We start from the raw sequence: 17,283 nt of genomic DNA, 5'->3' as shown, positions 1-17,283 counted from the left end.
CGTGCCATTAATCATTGATACCTTTCATCAAATCCAAGGAGGGCAAAGTTTAGTAAAAGCTCTGGGCCATCCTTTGGCTGCTCAAAAAGCCCATCAGTTGCTTAAGTTGCTTGTCCAAGCACAATCCATGGTGGTTTATGATCCTGTGGGGCAGTTCCAAAGTTTTGCTGCTTTGTATGATGTATCCAAGCTCAACATTGCGGCTATTTTAGTACAAAAAACAGAACACATTGGGCAGGTGGTGCAGGGTCATACCACTCAGCCTATTACCGTGTTACCCCACTATCCAGATTCGGCATTGTTTATTGCAGTGTTTGACTCTGGGGTGTATCAATGGCAAATCCAGCATTTACTCTCTCCCAAAATGCCCCTGTTCACCTTAGATATTTTACGGCTTGCGGATCGCATGCTTGCCAACCCTCAGCAGTATTTAGATCCCCTTAATTTTGCTACTAACTTTGTATTGTTCCGAGAAAGTCAAAATCTCCATACTCGTTTAACCACGGCTAATTATTGGGCAGGTTATGGAGCAAAAAAAGCAAGCCTTTGGTGCACCCTGTTTGATGAATCTGGCAAATCCCTTGCCCAATGGCAAACTTTGCTTTCTGATTCAGTGCATACCATTACCATCGATAGCCAAGAGGTAAAACAGCGGTTTAAACTTCCAGATTTTACTGGTAGTCTGTTTGTCCACTTTATTAATGTGGCTGGCCATGACGTAGTGAAATATGCCTTGGATATTTACGATGACAATCGCTCTATTTTATCCTCTACCCATGATGCCAATGCCTGGCCGGCAGAGCGTTATGCCGGATTGCCTGCGCCTAGAGCAGGGGAGCAAGTGACATTATGGATTCAAAATAGCCAACCTTGCCCTATTCCTAAAGGGGAAATTGGGCTAAATTTGATGGGCAGTGAGGAGATTGAATGGTTAGATAAGGAAATCCCGCCTTTTGCCACTTATCCTTTGCAGGTAACAGATTTATTGCCCCATGCGATTTGGCCTGAGCAATTAGAAATTCGAGCCGGTAAATATTTTGTTCGCCCTCGTTATGAGGTGATGACTGATCATAGCAGGCGAATTGCCCATGCCAATGTGGAGCGGGTGGATTTAGTACCTGATAATAAAATCTCTCACATGAGTCCTTGGCTGGGTAAAGGCTATCTTTTGCCTGCACCTATTTTGCCAAGAAGCCACTGGAAAACTCTTGTCATGCCCACGCCTATGGCAACCAGCCAGCAACATCTACCGATTAAATTAATTGCCTATGATCCTTCCGGGCAAATCATCGCTAGCCATTGCTTTGGAAATTTATCTCGGAATCAAAGCGTCACTTTGAATTTAGATGATTTATTAAGAGAATTCCAATTTCTTCATGACTATGGTCATGTAGAGTTAGTCTATGATTTTGAAGTAGGCACAGCAGCAGATGGTTGGCTTCATGGTTTATTCCGCTATGAAGATCGAGAATATTTATGGGGTGCTGATACCAGCTTTGGTAGTCATGTGTTTAATACCGTGTTGACCTATAAAAACGAACCCCAGTCTTATACTGGATCGCCACCGGGATTAACCACTCGATTATTTTTACGGCTAGGGCGAGATTCTACTAGAACCTTTTGCCATTTGATTTATCCAGCCTCCACCCCTTGGCATCCTTATTCTAATACTCAAATTATTCTCTATAATCAAAAAGGGATGGAAATAGTAAGAAAGCAACTGATGATTCCTTGTAGTGGCTCTGCACTTTGGTACTATGATGATTTATTTGATGCACAAGAAAGGGCAGAGGCAGGGGCAAAAGCCTATATTATTGTGCGAGATACCACGTGTCGTTTGTTTGGTTATCATGGCTTAATCAATGCCCAAGGTACCCAATTTAGTTTGGATCATATGTTTGGATTTTAATTAAAATGCGGGTACTCATTATTAAGCTGGGGGCTTTGGGGGATGTGATTATTGCCATGCCCCATATTCAGCAAATTATTCAACACTATCCTGAGGATGAAGTGTGGCTACTGACAGCCCCAGAATATGGATCCTTATTTTCAGAATTTGCTCATCTCAAGGTGCAAACTTTTCCTCGCAAAGGGTTACGATCGGTGGCTGATCCTATCCGTTGGGTACGGAGTAAAACCTTTCAGGTGGTGATAGATTTACAGGGTAGCGATCGAAGCAAAATGATGGTTTCCCTTTCTGGTGCTAACAAAAAAGCGGGGCTAGGTCCCGGATTTCCTTACACCCACTTTCCAGAAAATAAAGGGATTATTGATGGGGAAGTCCATAGCTTTCATCGATTAAACCGCTTGTTGGAATCGGCAAATATTCCTATTGCACTGGATGGTCCTCATTTGCAAGGTAGCAGTGCAGATCGGCAGCAAGTGACTGAATGGTTAAAACAGCAAGGAATTTTTGAGCAAAAAATAGTACTCATTCATGCTGGATCTAGTACTCGTTGGGAAAGCAAACGGTGGACCACTAACCATTTTGTTACCTTAGGCACTATTTTAGCGGAACAATATGGACTGGCAGTCATTTGGCTGGGAGGTAAGGAAGATGCCGAAATTAACCAAAAGCTAGTGCAATTTGCAGGCACTGATGCTACTGGATTATTTTCTTTACTAGAGTTAGCAGAGTTGGCACATCATGCTTATTTTGCCATCACTACCGATTCGGCTCCTATGCACATTATTGCAGCCACGGGAACCCCAGTTTATGCTTTGTTTGGTCCTACAGATTGGCAACGAAGCTACGCCGTGGGGCAAAAAGATCGAGTCCTAACTCATCATGTAGAATGCAGTCCTTGTTTTATTCCCCAATGTCCCCCAGAACGAGGGCATAAATGTTTAGTGGATCTAAAGCCAGAAATGGTGCTGGCTCAATTAAAGCAAGATGGCTTTTTAAGTTAGATTTACTGCCCTTTGGTAAAGGGCTTGCATTTGAGGAGCGAGGGCTGCAAAAGTATATTGGGTTTTATATAAGTTTAAGCTAGCTGCTGCTTTTTGATAAGTACACTCTGGATTATGGGTTGCCTCTTTCATCGCTTCAGCGAGTGCTACCTGATCTTGAATAGGAACAAAGTAAGCTGACTCTGCACTTAGAATCTCTAAAGGTCCTTGAGTTTGGGTGGTGATAATGGGCAACCCTAGTGCCATAGCTTCTAATACCACAATCCCAAAAGGTTCATCAAAAGAAGGCAAGATAAATATATCTCCTTGCTTTAAAAATTTAGCCACATCATCTACCCAGCCACAAAATGTTACTTTATCCATTATATTGAGTTGATGAGATAGATCTAACAATGTTTTTGCTTCTGCTCCATCGCCACCGATTTTAAGAATTCCTTTTCCTCCTTGTTGCAGATAATGGGCAAAGGCTTGGAGCAATACATCCATCCCTTTTTTCTTCACCAATCGACCTAAAGCAATAAATACAGGATCATTGGGTAAGGTGCGTGGCTGGACTACTGGAGATAATCGAGAAAAATGGGGAATATGTTCAATATTGCTAGGGGGGATTCCTTGATTTATTAGAAATGTTTTTTCATCTAAAGTAGAGGGAATAAAAATATCAATATATTGATACCGTTTAAGCTTTATATAGTTATGGATACTGGCAAGGGTGGGGATATTTAATTTTGCAGCGGATTTCCCACCTAGCCAAGCGCCTCGGGATAAATGGGTATGTACTACTTGAGGCTGGAATTCTTGAAGTTGTTTTTTTATGTTATGACCTGCCCAGGGATCCCAAGTACCATACCCTCGTACAGGGCTAAGGGTAATATTAGGGTGATTTTCTAATTTAGCTTTATATTGAAACTTGGGGTGGCAAATGACTTGGATTTGATAATCCAGATCTGCTAAAGCTAAGGATAAATCTAAAAAATAACGCTCTGCACCACCAAATCCTTGAGTAAGCATGATTTGAGTAATTTTCATGGAGTTTATTTTCGCTGGAAAGTAAGTTGAATCAAATCAAGTACTTGATTTTTAATATCAGCTGCTTTTAAATTTTGCAGATTTTGATCAGAAGCGACTTGCCAATAGTTATAGAGTCCCCAAGGATGATACCGATCTGGATTTCCCGGACCAAATACGGTAAATGTAGGGGTACCGACTGCGGCTGCTAAATGGCCTAATCCCGAATCATTGCCAATAAAAATCTGGGCTTGCTTCAAAATGGCTGCCACTTGTAATAAATTGGTTTGCCCACATAAATTGAGGTAAGGCAAGGGTAGGGTAGGGATCACTTGCTGGCTATATACCCGATCATTTTGGCTTCCTACGAGCACAATACTATCAAAGTTATCTTTGATTAAAGAAATGAGATTTAAAAATTCGAGGGCAGGCCATATTTTGGGAGGCCAGTTTGCCCCTAACCCAATGGCAAGCATTCTTTGATTTGGTATCACTGCAAGGATTTGTTTGGCTTCTTTAAGGTAGCTTTCTGGAATCCAAATGGAACAAGGAGGAATGGGAAATTCTTTAGGTAGAATAGGATCAAGTGCTGATCTATGACGAATTACGGAATGGGTAGTCTCTACATTAGTTTTTTGCTTAGTCAGTCGTTTCTTTGCCCTGAGTAGATAGGAAAGCCCATCGGTTCGTAAATCTACAATTAAATCATAACGGGTTGTTCTTAATTGGCGAATTAAGCGGATAACACCCTGCCAGCCTTCATTTTTATTTTTATGGAAAATACCATCAATATAAGGACAATACTGGAAAATTTCACTGGATCGGCGATCGGCTACTATATCCACTTTTGCCTCTGGAAACTGCTGGTATAGGGTTTCCAAAACTGGGGTAGTCATAATCGCATCCCCAATATTACTTAAGGTAATTATAAGTATTCGGTGCATTTAGCCAAATTTCAATTAGATATGGTTTGTATAATCATAAAAATTTATAAAGTAATATGATATATACGGAAAATAATAGTGAGAGAAAAAATCTTTATTGGACTTAACCTTTGGCTTGCAAGAGAATCAAGCTATGAACCGTCCTAATATTGATCTTTCCAGTATGACACCAACACAACTCGAAGATCTTCACCGATTGACATCCCGCCCAGATGTATCGTGGCCAGCTATTTTAGTAGCGGCTATAATAATTGGGTCCTATATTGTAACGGATACATCGGCCGTACTGGGAATCATCCCTCTATGGGGTGGAATGCTGATTAATAGTGTTGTTGGGTATTATGTGATGACTCCAATACATGATGGTATTCATTTTGGCATTTGTCGCAATAAGCAGATAAACGATTGGATAGCACAAAGTGTACTTTTCTTAATTGCACCATACGGAAGCCTGTCCCTATTTCGATGGGGGCATCTACAACATCACCGTTTTACTAATAACCCTAAAAAAGATCCAGATTGTGCTTTTCACGGTGGAGGATGGGCACTAACAAGATGGGTCTTTATTGATGTGACATACCTTGTTTATGCGTTAAATCATGGAGGCAAAACTGGGATAAAGTATATACGTGCATGTATCCCTTGGATGATAGGAAGTGCTATCGTGATTAGTATACTCATTGCGATGGGTTATGGGTTAGAAGTTTTGATGCTATGGTATATCCCATCACGCATTATCACCATCATGCTCTGTTTCTCCTTCTTTTGGTTACCACATTTGTCACTGGAGGAGGAGCACCCTATGAGAGCAACGACAATCCGCATTGGTTATGAGTGGCTCTTAGGATCACTTTTGCAGGGGCACCAATATCACTTAATTCACCACTTATATCCATCTACACCGTTCTACAATAATAGAAAAACTTGGAAATTACTTGAGCCTCAGTTACGATCATACGACCTTATGGTGCAATATGGTTTTGATATCCGGCCAAAAAATTGGCCTGCACACTACTCTATCGATTGTATTGAAAAGTAATTTGAACAAACCCTAGGAGTTATACCATTACCGAGTTTAAATTTTAGCTTACAGCCATTTGAAAGATACCTAGAACAGGGAGATATAATTTAGATACCTATTTCTATATTTATAATTTCCCAGCACTTTACTCTATGTATACCAAATGAGAGTAGCCATTCGTCCGGTTTTTATCCCATCTCGCCGATAGGAATAAAACAGATCAGCATCTCGTACTGTGCAGTATTCCCCCCCATAAATAGCATGTATTCCTAGTTTTTTAAGCTGTAACCGAGCCAACTGGTAAATATCGGCAAGCCAGTGGGTATTATCTACATAGGTAAATGCGATGTGGTTTTCCTTATCCTGATCTATAAAAATTTCTCTGACTTCATTGCCTACTTCAAAAGCCTGTGGACCAATGGCAGGACCTAACCAAGCCAATAATTCTTCTGCTGGGGTAGCTAATTTTTTAATGGTATTTTGAATTATTCCATTTGTTAATCCTCGCCAACCGCCATGAATTGCTGTGACTCGATTGCCTTGTTGATTACAAATTAAAATCGGTAAGCAATCGGCAGTTAAAATAGCACAGACTACATTTGGATAATGAGAAAAACATCCATCTCCTTGTCGTTCTAAACTATTCGATCCATCAATGACTTTATTGCCATGAATTTGAGTAAGCCAAATAGGTTCATTAGGCAAAGATAAGGATTGATAGAGAATCTCTCTATTTCGTTTTACCAATTCAGGTACATCCCCCACATGATCTCCTAAATTTAAAGAATCATAGAGAGTAGTACTAATGCCACCTTGTCGTGTCGTGGTATAGGCATGAATATGGCTTGGAGCAGACCAATTAGGGGTAATGATAGGTAGCATGAGTTAATCAACTACATTAACTAATTAAATAATAGGGAAGCAATCTCTATTGCTATAACCTATATTAGTGAGTAAATAAAATAAATCAAAAAACCAATAACCAAGTATAATAAATGAGGTACTAAAATAATGAATAAAATCAATCTATTACCACATTTGTTCTACTAGTAATATTTACTCATTTCAGAATAGCATTCTCTGCAGACAATGGAATGCAACCTTCTCTTGCTCCAGAAAATGGATGGTATGTTGCTGATCAACCCACCAGTGAATTTAGCGGCATTAATATTGAAGTTCAGAACAATACGCTATTTGTCTCTAAATTTAATCTAGATGACACTTGGACAAGTGGAAGTGGAACTTTTCAAGACAGCATAGCTCAAGTGCAAATGGTGAAGACTAACCCTGATAATACAACTACACCCGAAGGCACAGACACTTATAGTGTAAACAGTAACAGTAGTTTATCCATTAATAATCTAGGCATTCACCGACTTAATTTTAAGGACGGAACAGATAGCTTAAATTCCCTTGAAGGATTATGGACAGTTTCAATTACATCTCCCATACTCCCTGTATTGAACGAAGGAAGCATTATGATGCTGACAAGTACATATACTGATCCCCAAACTAACACCTCTATGACTATAGGAGCCTATAGTGCTTCTTCTAGTGTGGTAGGTATTTCCACATATCCTGCTTTTTCTAACACTTTAGGCAATAATGTTTATATAGGAATAATGGGCAGTGGAATAAGTGAAAAATTTTTTATAGCTATCTTAAATGGGCTTAACCATATGATAGGAGTTGTGAGTAATGATGGAGCACCAATAGAATTTGCTAGTTTAAGTAGTTTTATGGAGAATGCCTCATTTTTTGTGGCTAGCCGTATGTATGACGTTGGGAAAAATCTGAGCACCGAATTGGGCGATCCTCAATCTGCAAAATATATTTTAGCTAACACGCCTAACAGTCAACTTTCTGTTTTAATGACTCAGCTCAATGCACTAGCCGATCAGATAAACACAAATGTTAATTCTAACTTATTCGATGCTGTAATGACTCAATGGAATACTCTGGTTAGTCAATTAAATGCTCTGGCTAATCAAATAAACACTACTTCAGAGTGATTATTTATCCAAGAAGTAGAGTGAAAATTATTGAACCTATCTTATTTAGTAGGGAATGTGGTAGGGTTTATCTATAAATTTACAACGCAGCATAGAATGTAATATGAATAATCAGCAATGGGTAGAGCGGGATCTCAATGTGCTATGGCATCCTTGCACTCAAATGAAAGATCACGAAAAACTCCCTCTAATTCCCATTCGCCGAGGAAAAGGAGTATGGCTAGAAGATTTTAATGGTAAAAAGTACCTAGATGGGATTAGCTCTTGGTGGGTGAATTTATTTGGTCATGCTAATCCAAGAATTAGCGAAAAGGTAAAAGCCCAATTAGATACTCTGGAGCATGTGATTCTGGCTGGATTTTCCCACAAACCGATTATTGAACTCTCTGAGCGACTCAAAGCCATCACTCCAGAAGGGCTGTCCCGTTGTTTTTATGCCGACATTGGTTCTGCTGCCATTGAAGTAGCGTTAAAAATGAGCTACCAGTATTGGTACAACCAAGGGAAAACCAAAAAAACACGCTTCATTACCCTAACTAATAGTTACCATGGAGAAACCTTGGGGGCATTAGCAGTAGGAGATGTAGCGCTTTATAAAGAAACCTATAAACTTCTGTTGATGGATGTAATTACGGTACCTTCTCCCGATTGTTTTTATCGAGAAGCAGGGGAAAGTGAGGCAGATTATACTAAAAGGCAATTTAGTCACATGGAGGCAACACTTGAACGCCATCATGAAGAAGTTTGTGCGGTAATCGTTGAGCCTTTAGTCCAGTGTGCAGGCAATATGCGGATGTATGATCCTATTTATCTTTCTTTACTCCGAGAATCCTGCGATCACTATGGGATTCATTTAATTCATGATGAAATAGCGGTGGGTTTTGGTCGTACTGGTACTTTATTTGCCTGTAATCAAGCCAATATTGCCCCTGATTTTCTATGCTTATCTAAAGGACTCACAGGAGGTTATTTGCCTCTAGCAGTAGTCTTGACTCATAATGATATTTATCAAGCTTTTTATGATGATTATGGTACCTTAAAAGCTTTTCTTCACTCCCATAGCTATACGGGCAATCCTCTTGCTTGTCGGGCAGCTTTAGCTACCCTAGATATTTTCAAAGAAGATCCAGTACTAGAGAATAATCAAACCCTAGCTAAAGTGATGAAAATGGCTACTGCCCACTTTATAGATCATCCCCATGTGACAGAAGTACGTCAACATGGGATGATTTTAGCCATTGAAATGGTTAAAGATAAAGCGACCAAAACCCCTTATCCTTGGCAAGAACGGCGAGGGCTGCGAGTCTATGAATATGGCTTAACCCAAGGAGTGCTCTTACGTCCCTTAGGTAATGTGGTGTATTTTATGCCCCCTTATGTAATTACACCTGAAGAAATTGAACTATTGGCAAAAATAGCTTGGGAAGGGATTAATCGGGCTACTTGTGATTAAAGTATTTTTAATATTAATGGTTACATTAATTTTTAGCTGCTCATAAAAAAAGCCCTAACTTAAGGCTAGGGCTAGTTTACTACTCTAACAGATAATTAAACAAAGCAAGTTTGGCTATGGCTACAGAAATTGTGACGACGATTGACCCAGCCTAATGCAAATAACCCTGCACCAAATAACCAAAGAATGCTAGGTTCAGGCACTGATGGATTCGTTGGGTTACCATTGTTTGGTGTTGATACAGATGCAGCAAATTCATAAGAACCAGCGGAGGTTTGGAATTTGATTGGGAACGTTGAAAGTGTTATCCCATTTTCAATACCACCACCACCGAAAGCTAGGGATAGATTCATTGAAGTGCTATCTCCTGCTGCCAGTGCACTACCTTGTGCTCCACCCTTACAACCTGCAGTAGATACACATGTATTCACACTAAAACCGCCAGGGAAGTTACCATTAACATTGCCGATATTATTAAATACATCACCAGTTATGGAGGAATCAGCAAAATCTAAATTATCTGCTTGAAACCCAAAGGTAGTAATACCTGCGTTGCTAAGTCCAGAGGTAGCTAAATCAGTTGTATTATCAAGTGTTATTGAGAAAGTTGCAGTATTTGTGCTGGTATCAAAAGAATCCATGATCCAAGTACTACTGGCTGATAGTGCAGGAGTCTTTCCACTAGCTTGCTGTGCCCAATTTAAATCAAAAGATTTACCCACATCGCCTGAAGTAAGGTTCACGGTAGAGCCAGTAATCACAACTGCCTGTATGGGGATAGCTACAAAACCCAATAGAGTGGTTGTTGCCAAAAGTGCTATTTTTTTATACATATATAATATTCCTTCTATATATCTACGTTACTATCAATAATGTAGTAGATAAAGCAAAATTCATGCCAAGAAGTATAATATTAGAAAAATAAGGCGTAGAGCGTAGAGCGTAGAAGAAAAGTGTAATTTTTTATCACAGTAAGTGACTATTTTTGTCAACATAATAATAAACTTAGTTTTTTCTATAAAGAGTGGCATTTTCCACTGTGAAATACAGTAGTATTTAATGCTATTTAAAACTAGAAAACTACGAGAATATGGCAACCATCCCCCGTATTTATATGCCCTTATCTTTAGAAACAGATATGACAGTGACATTGGATGAAAGGGCAGCGACACACATTAGGGTACTCCGCCTTAAACTAGGATCTTCTCTATATGTATTTGATGGGCAGGGAAACGAATATAAAGGGATTTTAACTGAAATCAATAAAAAACAAGTTCAAATTCATTTATTAGATCGGCTAGATCGAGAAACTGAATCATCACTCACTATTACCCTAGCTCAAGGAATTTCCCGTGGAAATCATATGGATTATGCGGTGCAAAAAGCAGTAGAGCTAGGGGTAAATCGGATTATTCCTTTAATTACGGAATATAGTAATGTTAGCCAAGAGCGAGCTGAAAAACGCTTAGCCCACTGGCAAGGAATTATAATGAGTTCCTGTGAACAATGCGGCCGTAATTATCTTCCTACCTTAGAAAATCCTCAATTACTTGCCGACTTTCTAAAAGTTATCCATCATGAGCAAGGGCTAAAAATATTACTTGACCCTACCGCAAACAGTTTATTAAAAAACTTCTCTCCTCCTTCAAATAAACTATTTATGGTAGTGATTGGTCCAGAAGGGGGATTAAGTACTACAGAAATAAAACAAGCTCAAGAATCTGGTTTTATTGGAATACGGTTAGGTCCTCGAATTTTACGTACAGAAACTGCTACGACAGCTGCATTAACTGGCCTCCAACTACTTTGGGGGGATTTTTAAAACAAAAATCCTAACTCTTCATATCTTTATAAAACTTATTTCTTCTGATTTTCCCCTTATGCCTTATTAAAAAATAAGGCTACTAAATTTATCCTACCTAAAAATATTAGACTTAAACTCTAATATCATATAGATACATTTATTTTTTGATTTAAAAAATCATCAATATTTTCCATTGATATAAAAAATAAAATAGTTTATTTTGAAAAGTTTAAAAAAACTATTAACCAGTAGTCATTACTATGACTAATCTTCCTTCTGGCATCACTGTTACACCAGTCACATTAAATCCAGGAGGCTCTGGTGTACTTACTTTAAGTGCGTCTCCTTCTACAGGTCAAGGGGTAGTAGCTGGCGATGAAAATACTAACGAAGAAAAGCGACTTCCTTCACGAGGTCGAGGAACTGACTGGCAAACCACCGCCACTCTAGTGGGTGCTGTAGGCTCTGATCAGATCACACAATCTATTGCTTTAACCATATCCATTTCAGATCCTGCATTTGTTCTCCTAGAAGCTAATCTTCCTATTCTGCGTATTGATACTAATAATAGTGCTCCCATCTTAGATGGCACTTATATAAACGGTAACATAACGATTACTTCTGCAGATGGAGAGAGCTATTTACCCAATTCAACCCATGCTGATAGTACAGGAAAGTTTAAAGTTCACGGTAATTCCACAGTGAATATGCCTAAGCTTTCTTATACTATTAAATTAAGTAAAAAAATGGATGTTTTATCTACCATGGGATTTGACTGTGGCTATGTGGATAAAGATTCAGGACAGCCGACCTGTGGAAGTAAAAAAACTTATTTTCTACTTGCCAATTACGATGATAAAACTTTTTTGCGAAATTGGTCGGCTTTTTGGTTAGCAAATCACATCCCTTACGGTGGGGATTATCTAGATGAAACTCTGATACCTACAGGCTATACTGGTGTTATTCCTACCCCTAGTGGCACCTCAGAATTGATGCCATGGGCACCCCATTCACTATTTGTGGCACTTTATTTAAACGATTCTTATGCAGGGTTATATCAACTTGTTGAAAAACGAGATGTTGGTGAACACCAAGTTAATATAGACGAACTTTCCGAATCAGATACAGAATTGCCTCAGATTACAGGTGGATACCTTAATGAAATTGATCGCCATCCACCTGATCCTGATGATCCTAGATTTGTAACAACTCGTGGGTTTCCAATTATTCTAAAGAGTCCTGATATTTTCCCCCCAATACCAGAGCAACTTAATTATATTACTGATTATGTCAATGGAGCAGAAACAGCACTTTATTCTGTAGATTTTACCGATCCTGAAACTGGATGGCGTAAGTATTTTGATGAAGCGGCAGCCATTAATTTTTATATCGTCAATGATGTGATGGGTAACCGGGATACGGGTGCAATGTATAGTAGTACCTATTTCTATAAAGCTCGGAACAATCCTTTTCTCTATATGGGGCCGGTATGGGATTTTGATATTAGCTCGGGTAATGATAATCAGATGGATATTAAAAACCCAACTGTTCCACGGATGCAAATTCAGGGCTGGTATGCTCGATTTTTTCAAGATCCGGGGTTTGTAGCTAATGCGAAAAAGCAATGGAATACCCTGAAACATAATGGGGTTTTTGATCAATGGCTAGCTTCAATTCAATTAGAAGCTCAAAAATTAAATCAAGTTCAACAGGATAATTAATAATGACAGATGGCCCATGCAAGGCATAAGAGTATGGCCTAACGCAGAAGCTGCGGGTAGCTATCAGGGAGAAATCAATTACTTCACTAATTGGTTAAAGCTACGAATCGCTTATTTAGATTCAGTATTTAACAATAACAAAGCAACCACTACTACTACCATTACAGATATATCCGATTCTATACGTCAAGGTGAGCTGACTACCTTATCTGCACAAGTGGAGGGATCATCTCCTTTAACAGGTAGTATAGGTTTTATGAGAAACGGAGTACTTGTAGGAATAGCTCCAGTTGAAAATGGGCAAGCTACTTTAATCACTGATCAGATTCCTGCAGGCACTTTTAGCTTGGCTGCTGTTTATACTGGGGATGAAAATAATGCACTCTCTACTTCTGATTTACAAACCATAGAAGTGGCTAAACCACTGATTCAAACTGTAACTAGCCTAGCTAACACCTCTGGAGATAATAATTTTACCCTATCTGTTATTCCAACAGTTAGTGATGGAATTCCTACAGGTCAGGTGGCACTTAATGGTGCAGGTAAGTCTTTAGGAACAGCAATTCTAAGTGGTAATGGAACAGCTAATTTCTCTGATATTTCCATACCCGGTACAAGGGAAGGAACTGTGAATACTAGTGTCACTGCAAATTATATGGGAAGTGATTTTTATAGAGTATCTACCTCTAACTCCATTATGAGCTCGCTAGCTTATTTATTTGCCCCTGATCCAGATGACTCTGGTGATTCTGGGGCATCTGACTCTAACTCATCTGGTTCTGATGATTCTGGATCATCTACCACTAACCCTAACCCGCCTAGTTCAGGTTCTGGATCAAATTCTGGATCATCTAACCCTAACCCGCCTAGCTCAGGTTCTGGATCAAATTCTGGATCATCTAATCCTAACCCGCCTAGCTCAGGTTCTGGATCAAACTCAGGATCATCTAATCCTAATCCACCTAGTTCAGGTTCAGGATCGCCCTCTTTTAATCCAGGAGCATTTACTTCTAGATCTAATCCGATAATGCGTGGATATCATCCATCAGCACCTATCCCAAACCCACCTAGCTATAATCCTAGTGCGTCTACCTCTACTTTTAGCCCACCTATCCGTGGATATAACCCACCAGCACCTATCCCAAATTCGCCTAGCTATAATTCAGAGGTGCCTACATCTAATCTGCCTACTATTTCTTGTGAAATCCCTGCCATAAGTTCTTCTATAGGCTCTTCTAGTAAAGGAAGAAATAGAAACTCCTTAAATGGACGTAATATTTCTGGAAATTCCTTTTCTATTATTCCTTCTTTCGCAGACTCTTCTATCAGCAATTCGTTGAATCAAAGACAATCTAGTCCGATGATAGTCGCTTGTAATTCAGAGAGTACTTGTAATCGGGTGATACAAACCCTTTGCAATAAAGAATAGTTTATTTAAAGCTATAGAGAACCGAGGACTACAAATAAGTCTATATGCCTTACGGCATATAGACTTATTAAACATTGCATTTACTAAATACGCTATATTTTTAGCTATTCAGTTTTTTCTTAAGTATTTCATTGAGCTGTTGAGGGTTAGCTTTACCCTTAGATACTTTCATCGCTTGACCTACAAAAAAGCCAAATAGCTTATCTTTTCCAGATCGATACTGTTCAAGCTGATCAGGGTTGGCCGCCAGCACTTCATCAATAAGTTTTTCAATACTGGCAGTATCAGTCACTTGCTTTAAGCTAGAACGTTCAATAATTTCATTAGCATCACCTTGCTGATCATAGATTTGCTCAAAGACTGTTTTTGCAATTTTTCCAGAAATGGTATTATCGACAATTCTTTGAATTAACCCTCCTAGTTGTTGAGGAGAAACAGGGCACTGTTGAATTTCTTTGCCTTCTTTATTTAAGGCACCTGCCAAATCCCCCATCACCCAATTGGCGCAAAGTTTAGGTTCTCCACCTACCGCTTGTACCGTTTGCTCGTAGTAATCTGCTAATTCTCGGCTTGAAGTTAATACATCTGAGTCATAAGCAGAGAGTTGATATTCATTAATAAACCGTTCTCGCTTTGTATCAGGAAGCTCTGGTAGAGTAGTTTTAATTGCCGCAATAAATTCATCATCAATCACTAAAGGGAGCAAGTCAGGATCTGGAAAATATCGATAATCCATAGCTTCTTCTTTACTGCGCATGGGTCTAGTTTCATTTTTACTGGGATCAAATAAACGGGTTTCTTGAGTAATGGTGCCCCCCGATTCTAAAACTTCAATTTGGCGCTCAATTTCATATTCAATAGCACGCTCTACAAAACGGAAGGAATTGATGTTTTTAAGTTCTGTACGAGTGCCAAAAGTTTCTTGCCCAAAAGGACGTACCGAGACATTAGCATCGCAACGAAAAGATCCTTCCTGCATATTACCATCGCAAGTGCCTAAATAACGCACTAAGGTATGGATTTTTTTCATGTAAGCGACTGCCTCTTTTGCAGAGCGTAGTTCTGGCTCTGAGACAATTTCTAATAGAGGTGTGCCAGCCCGATTTAAATCGATCCCAGTCATTCCTTGGAAATCTTCATGGAGAGACTTTCCTGCATCCTCCTCTAAATGGGCACGGGTAATATTAATCCTTTTGTCAGTGCCATCTTCTAACCTAATGGTTATATGACCTTTTGCTACAATGGGAAGCTCATATTGGCTGATTTGATAGCCTTTAGGTAAATCTGGATAAAAATAATTTTTACGAGCAAATACAGAATGACGGGTAATGTCCGCATGGATTCCCAACCCAAATTTTACTGCCATTTTTACTGCTGCTTCATTAAGCACTGGAAGCACCCCGGGTAATCCTAAATCTACTGCGCAAGCTTGTGTATTAGGTAGTGCCCCATAGGCAGTAGCTGCTCCTGAAAAAATTTTAGATTGCGTGGCAAGCTGGGTATGAATTTCTAACCCAATAACCGATTCCCATTGCATAGATAAAATCCTAAAAATTACCGTCCAATTGAATAATAAGTAATACCTAGCTTTGCTAAGAGCAAAGGGTCGTATAAATTACGACCGTCAAAAATAATAGCTTCCTTCAAGGTAGATTTAATTTTTTCAAAATTTGGGCTACGAAATATGTTCCATTCTGTCACAATAGCCAGTGCATCTGCATTTTCTAATGCAGCCTCTGGCATTTTACATAGAGTAAGTTTTTCTTCTTTTCCATAGATACGCCGTGCCTCTTCCATAGCCACTGGATCATAGGCCTGTACTCGAACATCTTCTTCCCAAAGAGCTTCTATTAAAGTGCGACTGGGAGCTTCTCGCATATCATCTGTATTAGGTTTAAATGAAAGCCCCCAAAGTGCAATAGTCTTTCCTGAAAGATTGTCTTTAAAATGATTTTTTATTTTTTTAAAAAGTATATTTTTTTGCCGATCATTGACTGCTTCAACAGCACTCAGTAACTGTGCATGATAGCCAACTCCCCGAGCAGTGCGTTCTAGAGCTTTTACATCTTTAGGAAAACAAGATCCTCCATACCCACATCCAGGATAGATGAAGTGATAGCCAATTCGAGGATCGGCACCAATTCCTTGGCGGATTTGTTCAATATTTGCACCTAATTTTTCAGAAAGATTAGCCAGCTCATTCATAAAACTAATTTTAGTGGCGAGCATGGCATTGGCTGCATATTTAGTAAGCTCTGCCGATCGAATATCCATAGTAATAAGCCGATTATGATTTCGATTAAATGGTGCATACAATACTCGCAACAATTCGGTAGTTCGTGGATTATCAGTACCAATAATAACCCGATCGGGCTTCATAAAATCTTCAATCGCTGCACCCTCTTTAAGGAATTCAGGGTTTGAAACCACATCAAACTCAACATTTACTTTCCGGCTATCTAGGGTTTTCTGAATGGTTTCTTTAACCTTATCAGCGGTACCTACCGGTACAGTAGATTTATTGATAATAACTCGGTAATCTCCCATAGATTCGGCTATACTTTTAGCAACGGCGAGAACATACTGTAAATCGGCCGCTCCGTCTTCATCAGGAGGAGTGCCTACTGCAATAAATTGAAAAAGACCATGAGCTACTCCCAAGGATATATCTGTAGTGAAATCAATTCGATTTCCCTCTATATTCTTTTGTAATAAAGCTTCCAATCCAGGTTCATAGATTGGGGATTTTCCTTGTTTTAGGGCTGTAATTTTCTGCTCATCAATATCAATACAAAGGACCTCATTACCTACCTCTGCTAAGCAAACTCCAGTAACTAGCCCTACATAACCTGATCCAAAAATTGTAACTTTCATCTTCTTCTAACTTTTTCGTAATTTGGTTTTTTAAAGGTAGATATTCAATAATGTATATTTATCATTTATAGAAACTGTATTATAAGGCTTATTTATTTGTTGCTAAA

At 39.2% G+C, this 17,283-nt stretch carries 14 protein-coding genes; 8 read left to right on the top strand and 6 right to left on the bottom strand.

Features of this window, described 5'->3' with window-relative positions; genetic code table 11:
- Position 1: 1 nt before the first annotated feature.
- Both OOL07_RS07130 and OOL07_RS07125 read left to right on the top strand, forming a co-directional pair.
- Complete coding sequence (locus OOL07_RS07130; protein ID WP_264695856.1) at positions 2 to 1,909, top strand: hypothetical protein; 1,908 nt, start codon at positions 2 to 4, stop codon at positions 1,907 to 1,909.
- Between the two features lie 5 nt (positions 1,910 to 1,914).
- Positions 1,915 to 2,910, top strand: a complete 996-nt coding sequence (locus tag OOL07_RS07125; RefSeq protein WP_264695855.1) for a glycosyltransferase family 9 protein — start codon at positions 1,915 to 1,917, stop codon at positions 2,908 to 2,910.
- Here OOL07_RS07125 and OOL07_RS07120 read toward each other — a convergent pair.
- Together OOL07_RS07120 and OOL07_RS07115 are read right to left on the bottom strand one after the other, a co-directional pair.
- Positions 2,902 to 3,939, bottom strand: a complete 1,038-nt coding sequence (locus tag OOL07_RS07120) for a glycosyltransferase (protein WP_264695854.1) — start codon at positions 3,937 to 3,939, stop codon at positions 2,902 to 2,904. The genes OOL07_RS07125 and OOL07_RS07120 overlap by 9 nt on opposite strands.
- Positions 3,940 to 3,944: 5 nt before the next feature.
- A complete protein-coding gene (locus OOL07_RS07115; RefSeq protein WP_264695853.1) occupies positions 3,945 to 4,862 on the bottom strand; it encodes a glycosyltransferase family 9 protein in 918 nt (305 codons plus the stop codon).
- Between the two features lie 133 nt (positions 4,863 to 4,995).
- Here OOL07_RS07115 and OOL07_RS07110 point away from each other — a divergent pair, with 133 nt between their 5' ends.
- The gene (locus OOL07_RS07110; RefSeq protein ID WP_264695852.1) at positions 4,996 to 5,901 is read left to right on the top strand and encodes a fatty acid desaturase; all 906 of its coding nucleotides are present in this window, start codon (positions 4,996 to 4,998) and stop codon (positions 5,899 to 5,901) included.
- Between the two features lie 132 nt (positions 5,902 to 6,033).
- On the opposite strand, the gene pgeF is transcribed toward OOL07_RS07110, so the two are convergent.
- Positions 6,034 to 6,765, bottom strand: a complete 732-nt coding sequence (gene pgeF / locus OOL07_RS07105) for a peptidoglycan editing factor PgeF (RefSeq protein WP_264695851.1) — start codon at positions 6,763 to 6,765, stop codon at positions 6,034 to 6,036.
- 212 nt (positions 6,766 to 6,977) lie between these two features.
- Between pgeF and OOL07_RS07100 the strand changes: the two genes are divergently transcribed.
- Together OOL07_RS07100 and OOL07_RS07095 are read left to right on the top strand one after the other, a co-directional pair.
- Positions 6,978 to 7,895, top strand: coding sequence for a hypothetical protein (locus tag OOL07_RS07100; protein ID WP_264695850.1), 918 nt, complete (start codon positions 6,978 to 6,980; stop codon positions 7,893 to 7,895).
- A 103-nt stretch (positions 7,896 to 7,998) separates the two neighbouring features.
- Positions 7,999 to 9,348 (top strand): adenosylmethionine--8-amino-7-oxononanoate transaminase, encoded by a 1,350-nt coding sequence (locus OOL07_RS07095; protein ID WP_264695849.1) that lies wholly within the window; start codon positions 7,999 to 8,001, stop codon positions 9,346 to 9,348.
- 95 nt (positions 9,349 to 9,443) lie between these two features.
- Here OOL07_RS07095 and OOL07_RS07090 read toward each other — a convergent pair whose 3' ends face one another.
- Positions 9,444 to 10,181, bottom strand: coding sequence for a cistern family PEP-CTERM protein (locus tag OOL07_RS07090; protein ID WP_264695848.1), 738 nt, complete (start codon positions 10,179 to 10,181; stop codon positions 9,444 to 9,446).
- Between the two features lie 257 nt (positions 10,182 to 10,438).
- Between OOL07_RS07090 and OOL07_RS07085 the strand changes: the two genes are divergently transcribed.
- The 3 genes from OOL07_RS07085 to OOL07_RS07075 all read left to right on the top strand — a co-directional run bounded on the left by OOL07_RS07085 (position 10,439) and on the right by OOL07_RS07075 (position 14,302).
- Positions 10,439 to 11,170, top strand: a complete 732-nt coding sequence (locus OOL07_RS07085) for a 16S rRNA (uracil(1498)-N(3))-methyltransferase (protein ID WP_264695847.1) — start codon at positions 10,439 to 10,441, stop codon at positions 11,168 to 11,170.
- 242 nt (positions 11,171 to 11,412) lie between these two features.
- Positions 11,413 to 12,873 (top strand): CotH kinase family protein, encoded by a 1,461-nt coding sequence (locus OOL07_RS07080; protein WP_264695846.1) that lies wholly within the window; start codon positions 11,413 to 11,415, stop codon positions 12,871 to 12,873.
- A 16-nt stretch (positions 12,874 to 12,889) separates the two neighbouring features.
- Positions 12,890 to 14,302 (top strand): Ig-like domain-containing protein, encoded by a 1,413-nt coding sequence (locus tag OOL07_RS07075; protein ID WP_264695845.1) that lies wholly within the window; start codon positions 12,890 to 12,892, stop codon positions 14,300 to 14,302.
- A gap of 100 nt (positions 14,303 to 14,402) precedes the next feature.
- On the opposite strand, the gene gatB is transcribed toward OOL07_RS07075, so the two are convergent.
- Entirely contained in the window at positions 14,403 to 15,839 is a 1,437-nt protein-coding gene (gatB, locus tag OOL07_RS07070) for an Asp-tRNA(Asn)/Glu-tRNA(Gln) amidotransferase subunit GatB (RefSeq protein ID WP_264695844.1), read from the bottom strand.
- A 17-nt stretch (positions 15,840 to 15,856) separates the two neighbouring features.
- A complete protein-coding gene (locus OOL07_RS07065; protein WP_264695843.1) occupies positions 15,857 to 17,176 on the bottom strand; it encodes a UDP-glucose dehydrogenase family protein in 1,320 nt (439 codons plus the stop codon).
- Positions 17,177 to 17,283: the final 107 nt, after the last annotated feature.

Source organism: Candidatus Nitrosacidococcus sp. I8, assembly GCF_945836005.1.
GTDB lineage: Bacteria > Pseudomonadota > Gammaproteobacteria > Nitrosococcales > Nitrosococcaceae > Nitrosacidococcus.
Note: the sequence above shows the minus strand (reverse complement) of the source record. Positions and strands in the feature narration are given on the sequence as shown.

Bases quoted from the DNA above. Each gene is read 5' to 3' on its own strand.
- OOL07_RS07125 (WP_264695855.1), top strand. From the start codon at position 1,915: ATGCGGGTACTCATTATTAAGCTGGGGGCTTTGGGGGATGTGATTATT.
- OOL07_RS07120 (WP_264695854.1), bottom strand. From the start codon at position 3,939: ATGAAAATTACTCAAATCATGCTTACTCAAGGATTTGGTGGTGCAGAG.
- OOL07_RS07115 (WP_264695853.1), bottom strand. From the start codon at position 4,862: ATGCACCGAATACTTATAATTACCTTAAGTAATATTGGGGATGCGATT.
- OOL07_RS07110 (WP_264695852.1), top strand. From the start codon at position 4,996: ATGAACCGTCCTAATATTGATCTTTCCAGTATGACACCAACACAACTC.
- pgeF (WP_264695851.1), bottom strand. From the start codon at position 6,765: ATGCTACCTATCATTACCCCTAATTGGTCTGCTCCAAGCCATATTCAT.
- OOL07_RS07100 (WP_264695850.1), top strand. From the start codon at position 6,978: ATGCAACCTTCTCTTGCTCCAGAAAATGGATGGTATGTTGCTGATCAA.
- OOL07_RS07095 (WP_264695849.1), top strand. From the start codon at position 7,999: ATGAATAATCAGCAATGGGTAGAGCGGGATCTCAATGTGCTATGGCAT.
- OOL07_RS07090 (WP_264695848.1), bottom strand. From the start codon at position 10,181: ATGTATAAAAAAATAGCACTTTTGGCAACAACCACTCTATTGGGTTTT.
- OOL07_RS07085 (WP_264695847.1), top strand. From the start codon at position 10,439: ATGGCAACCATCCCCCGTATTTATATGCCCTTATCTTTAGAAACAGAT.
- OOL07_RS07080 (WP_264695846.1), top strand. From the start codon at position 11,413: ATGACTAATCTTCCTTCTGGCATCACTGTTACACCAGTCACATTAAAT.
- OOL07_RS07075 (WP_264695845.1), top strand. From the start codon at position 12,890: ATGCAAGGCATAAGAGTATGGCCTAACGCAGAAGCTGCGGGTAGCTAT.
- gatB (WP_264695844.1), bottom strand. From the start codon at position 15,839: ATGCAATGGGAATCGGTTATTGGGTTAGAAATTCATACCCAGCTTGCC.
- OOL07_RS07065 (WP_264695843.1), bottom strand. From the start codon at position 17,176: ATGAAAGTTACAATTTTTGGATCAGGTTATGTAGGGCTAGTTACTGGA.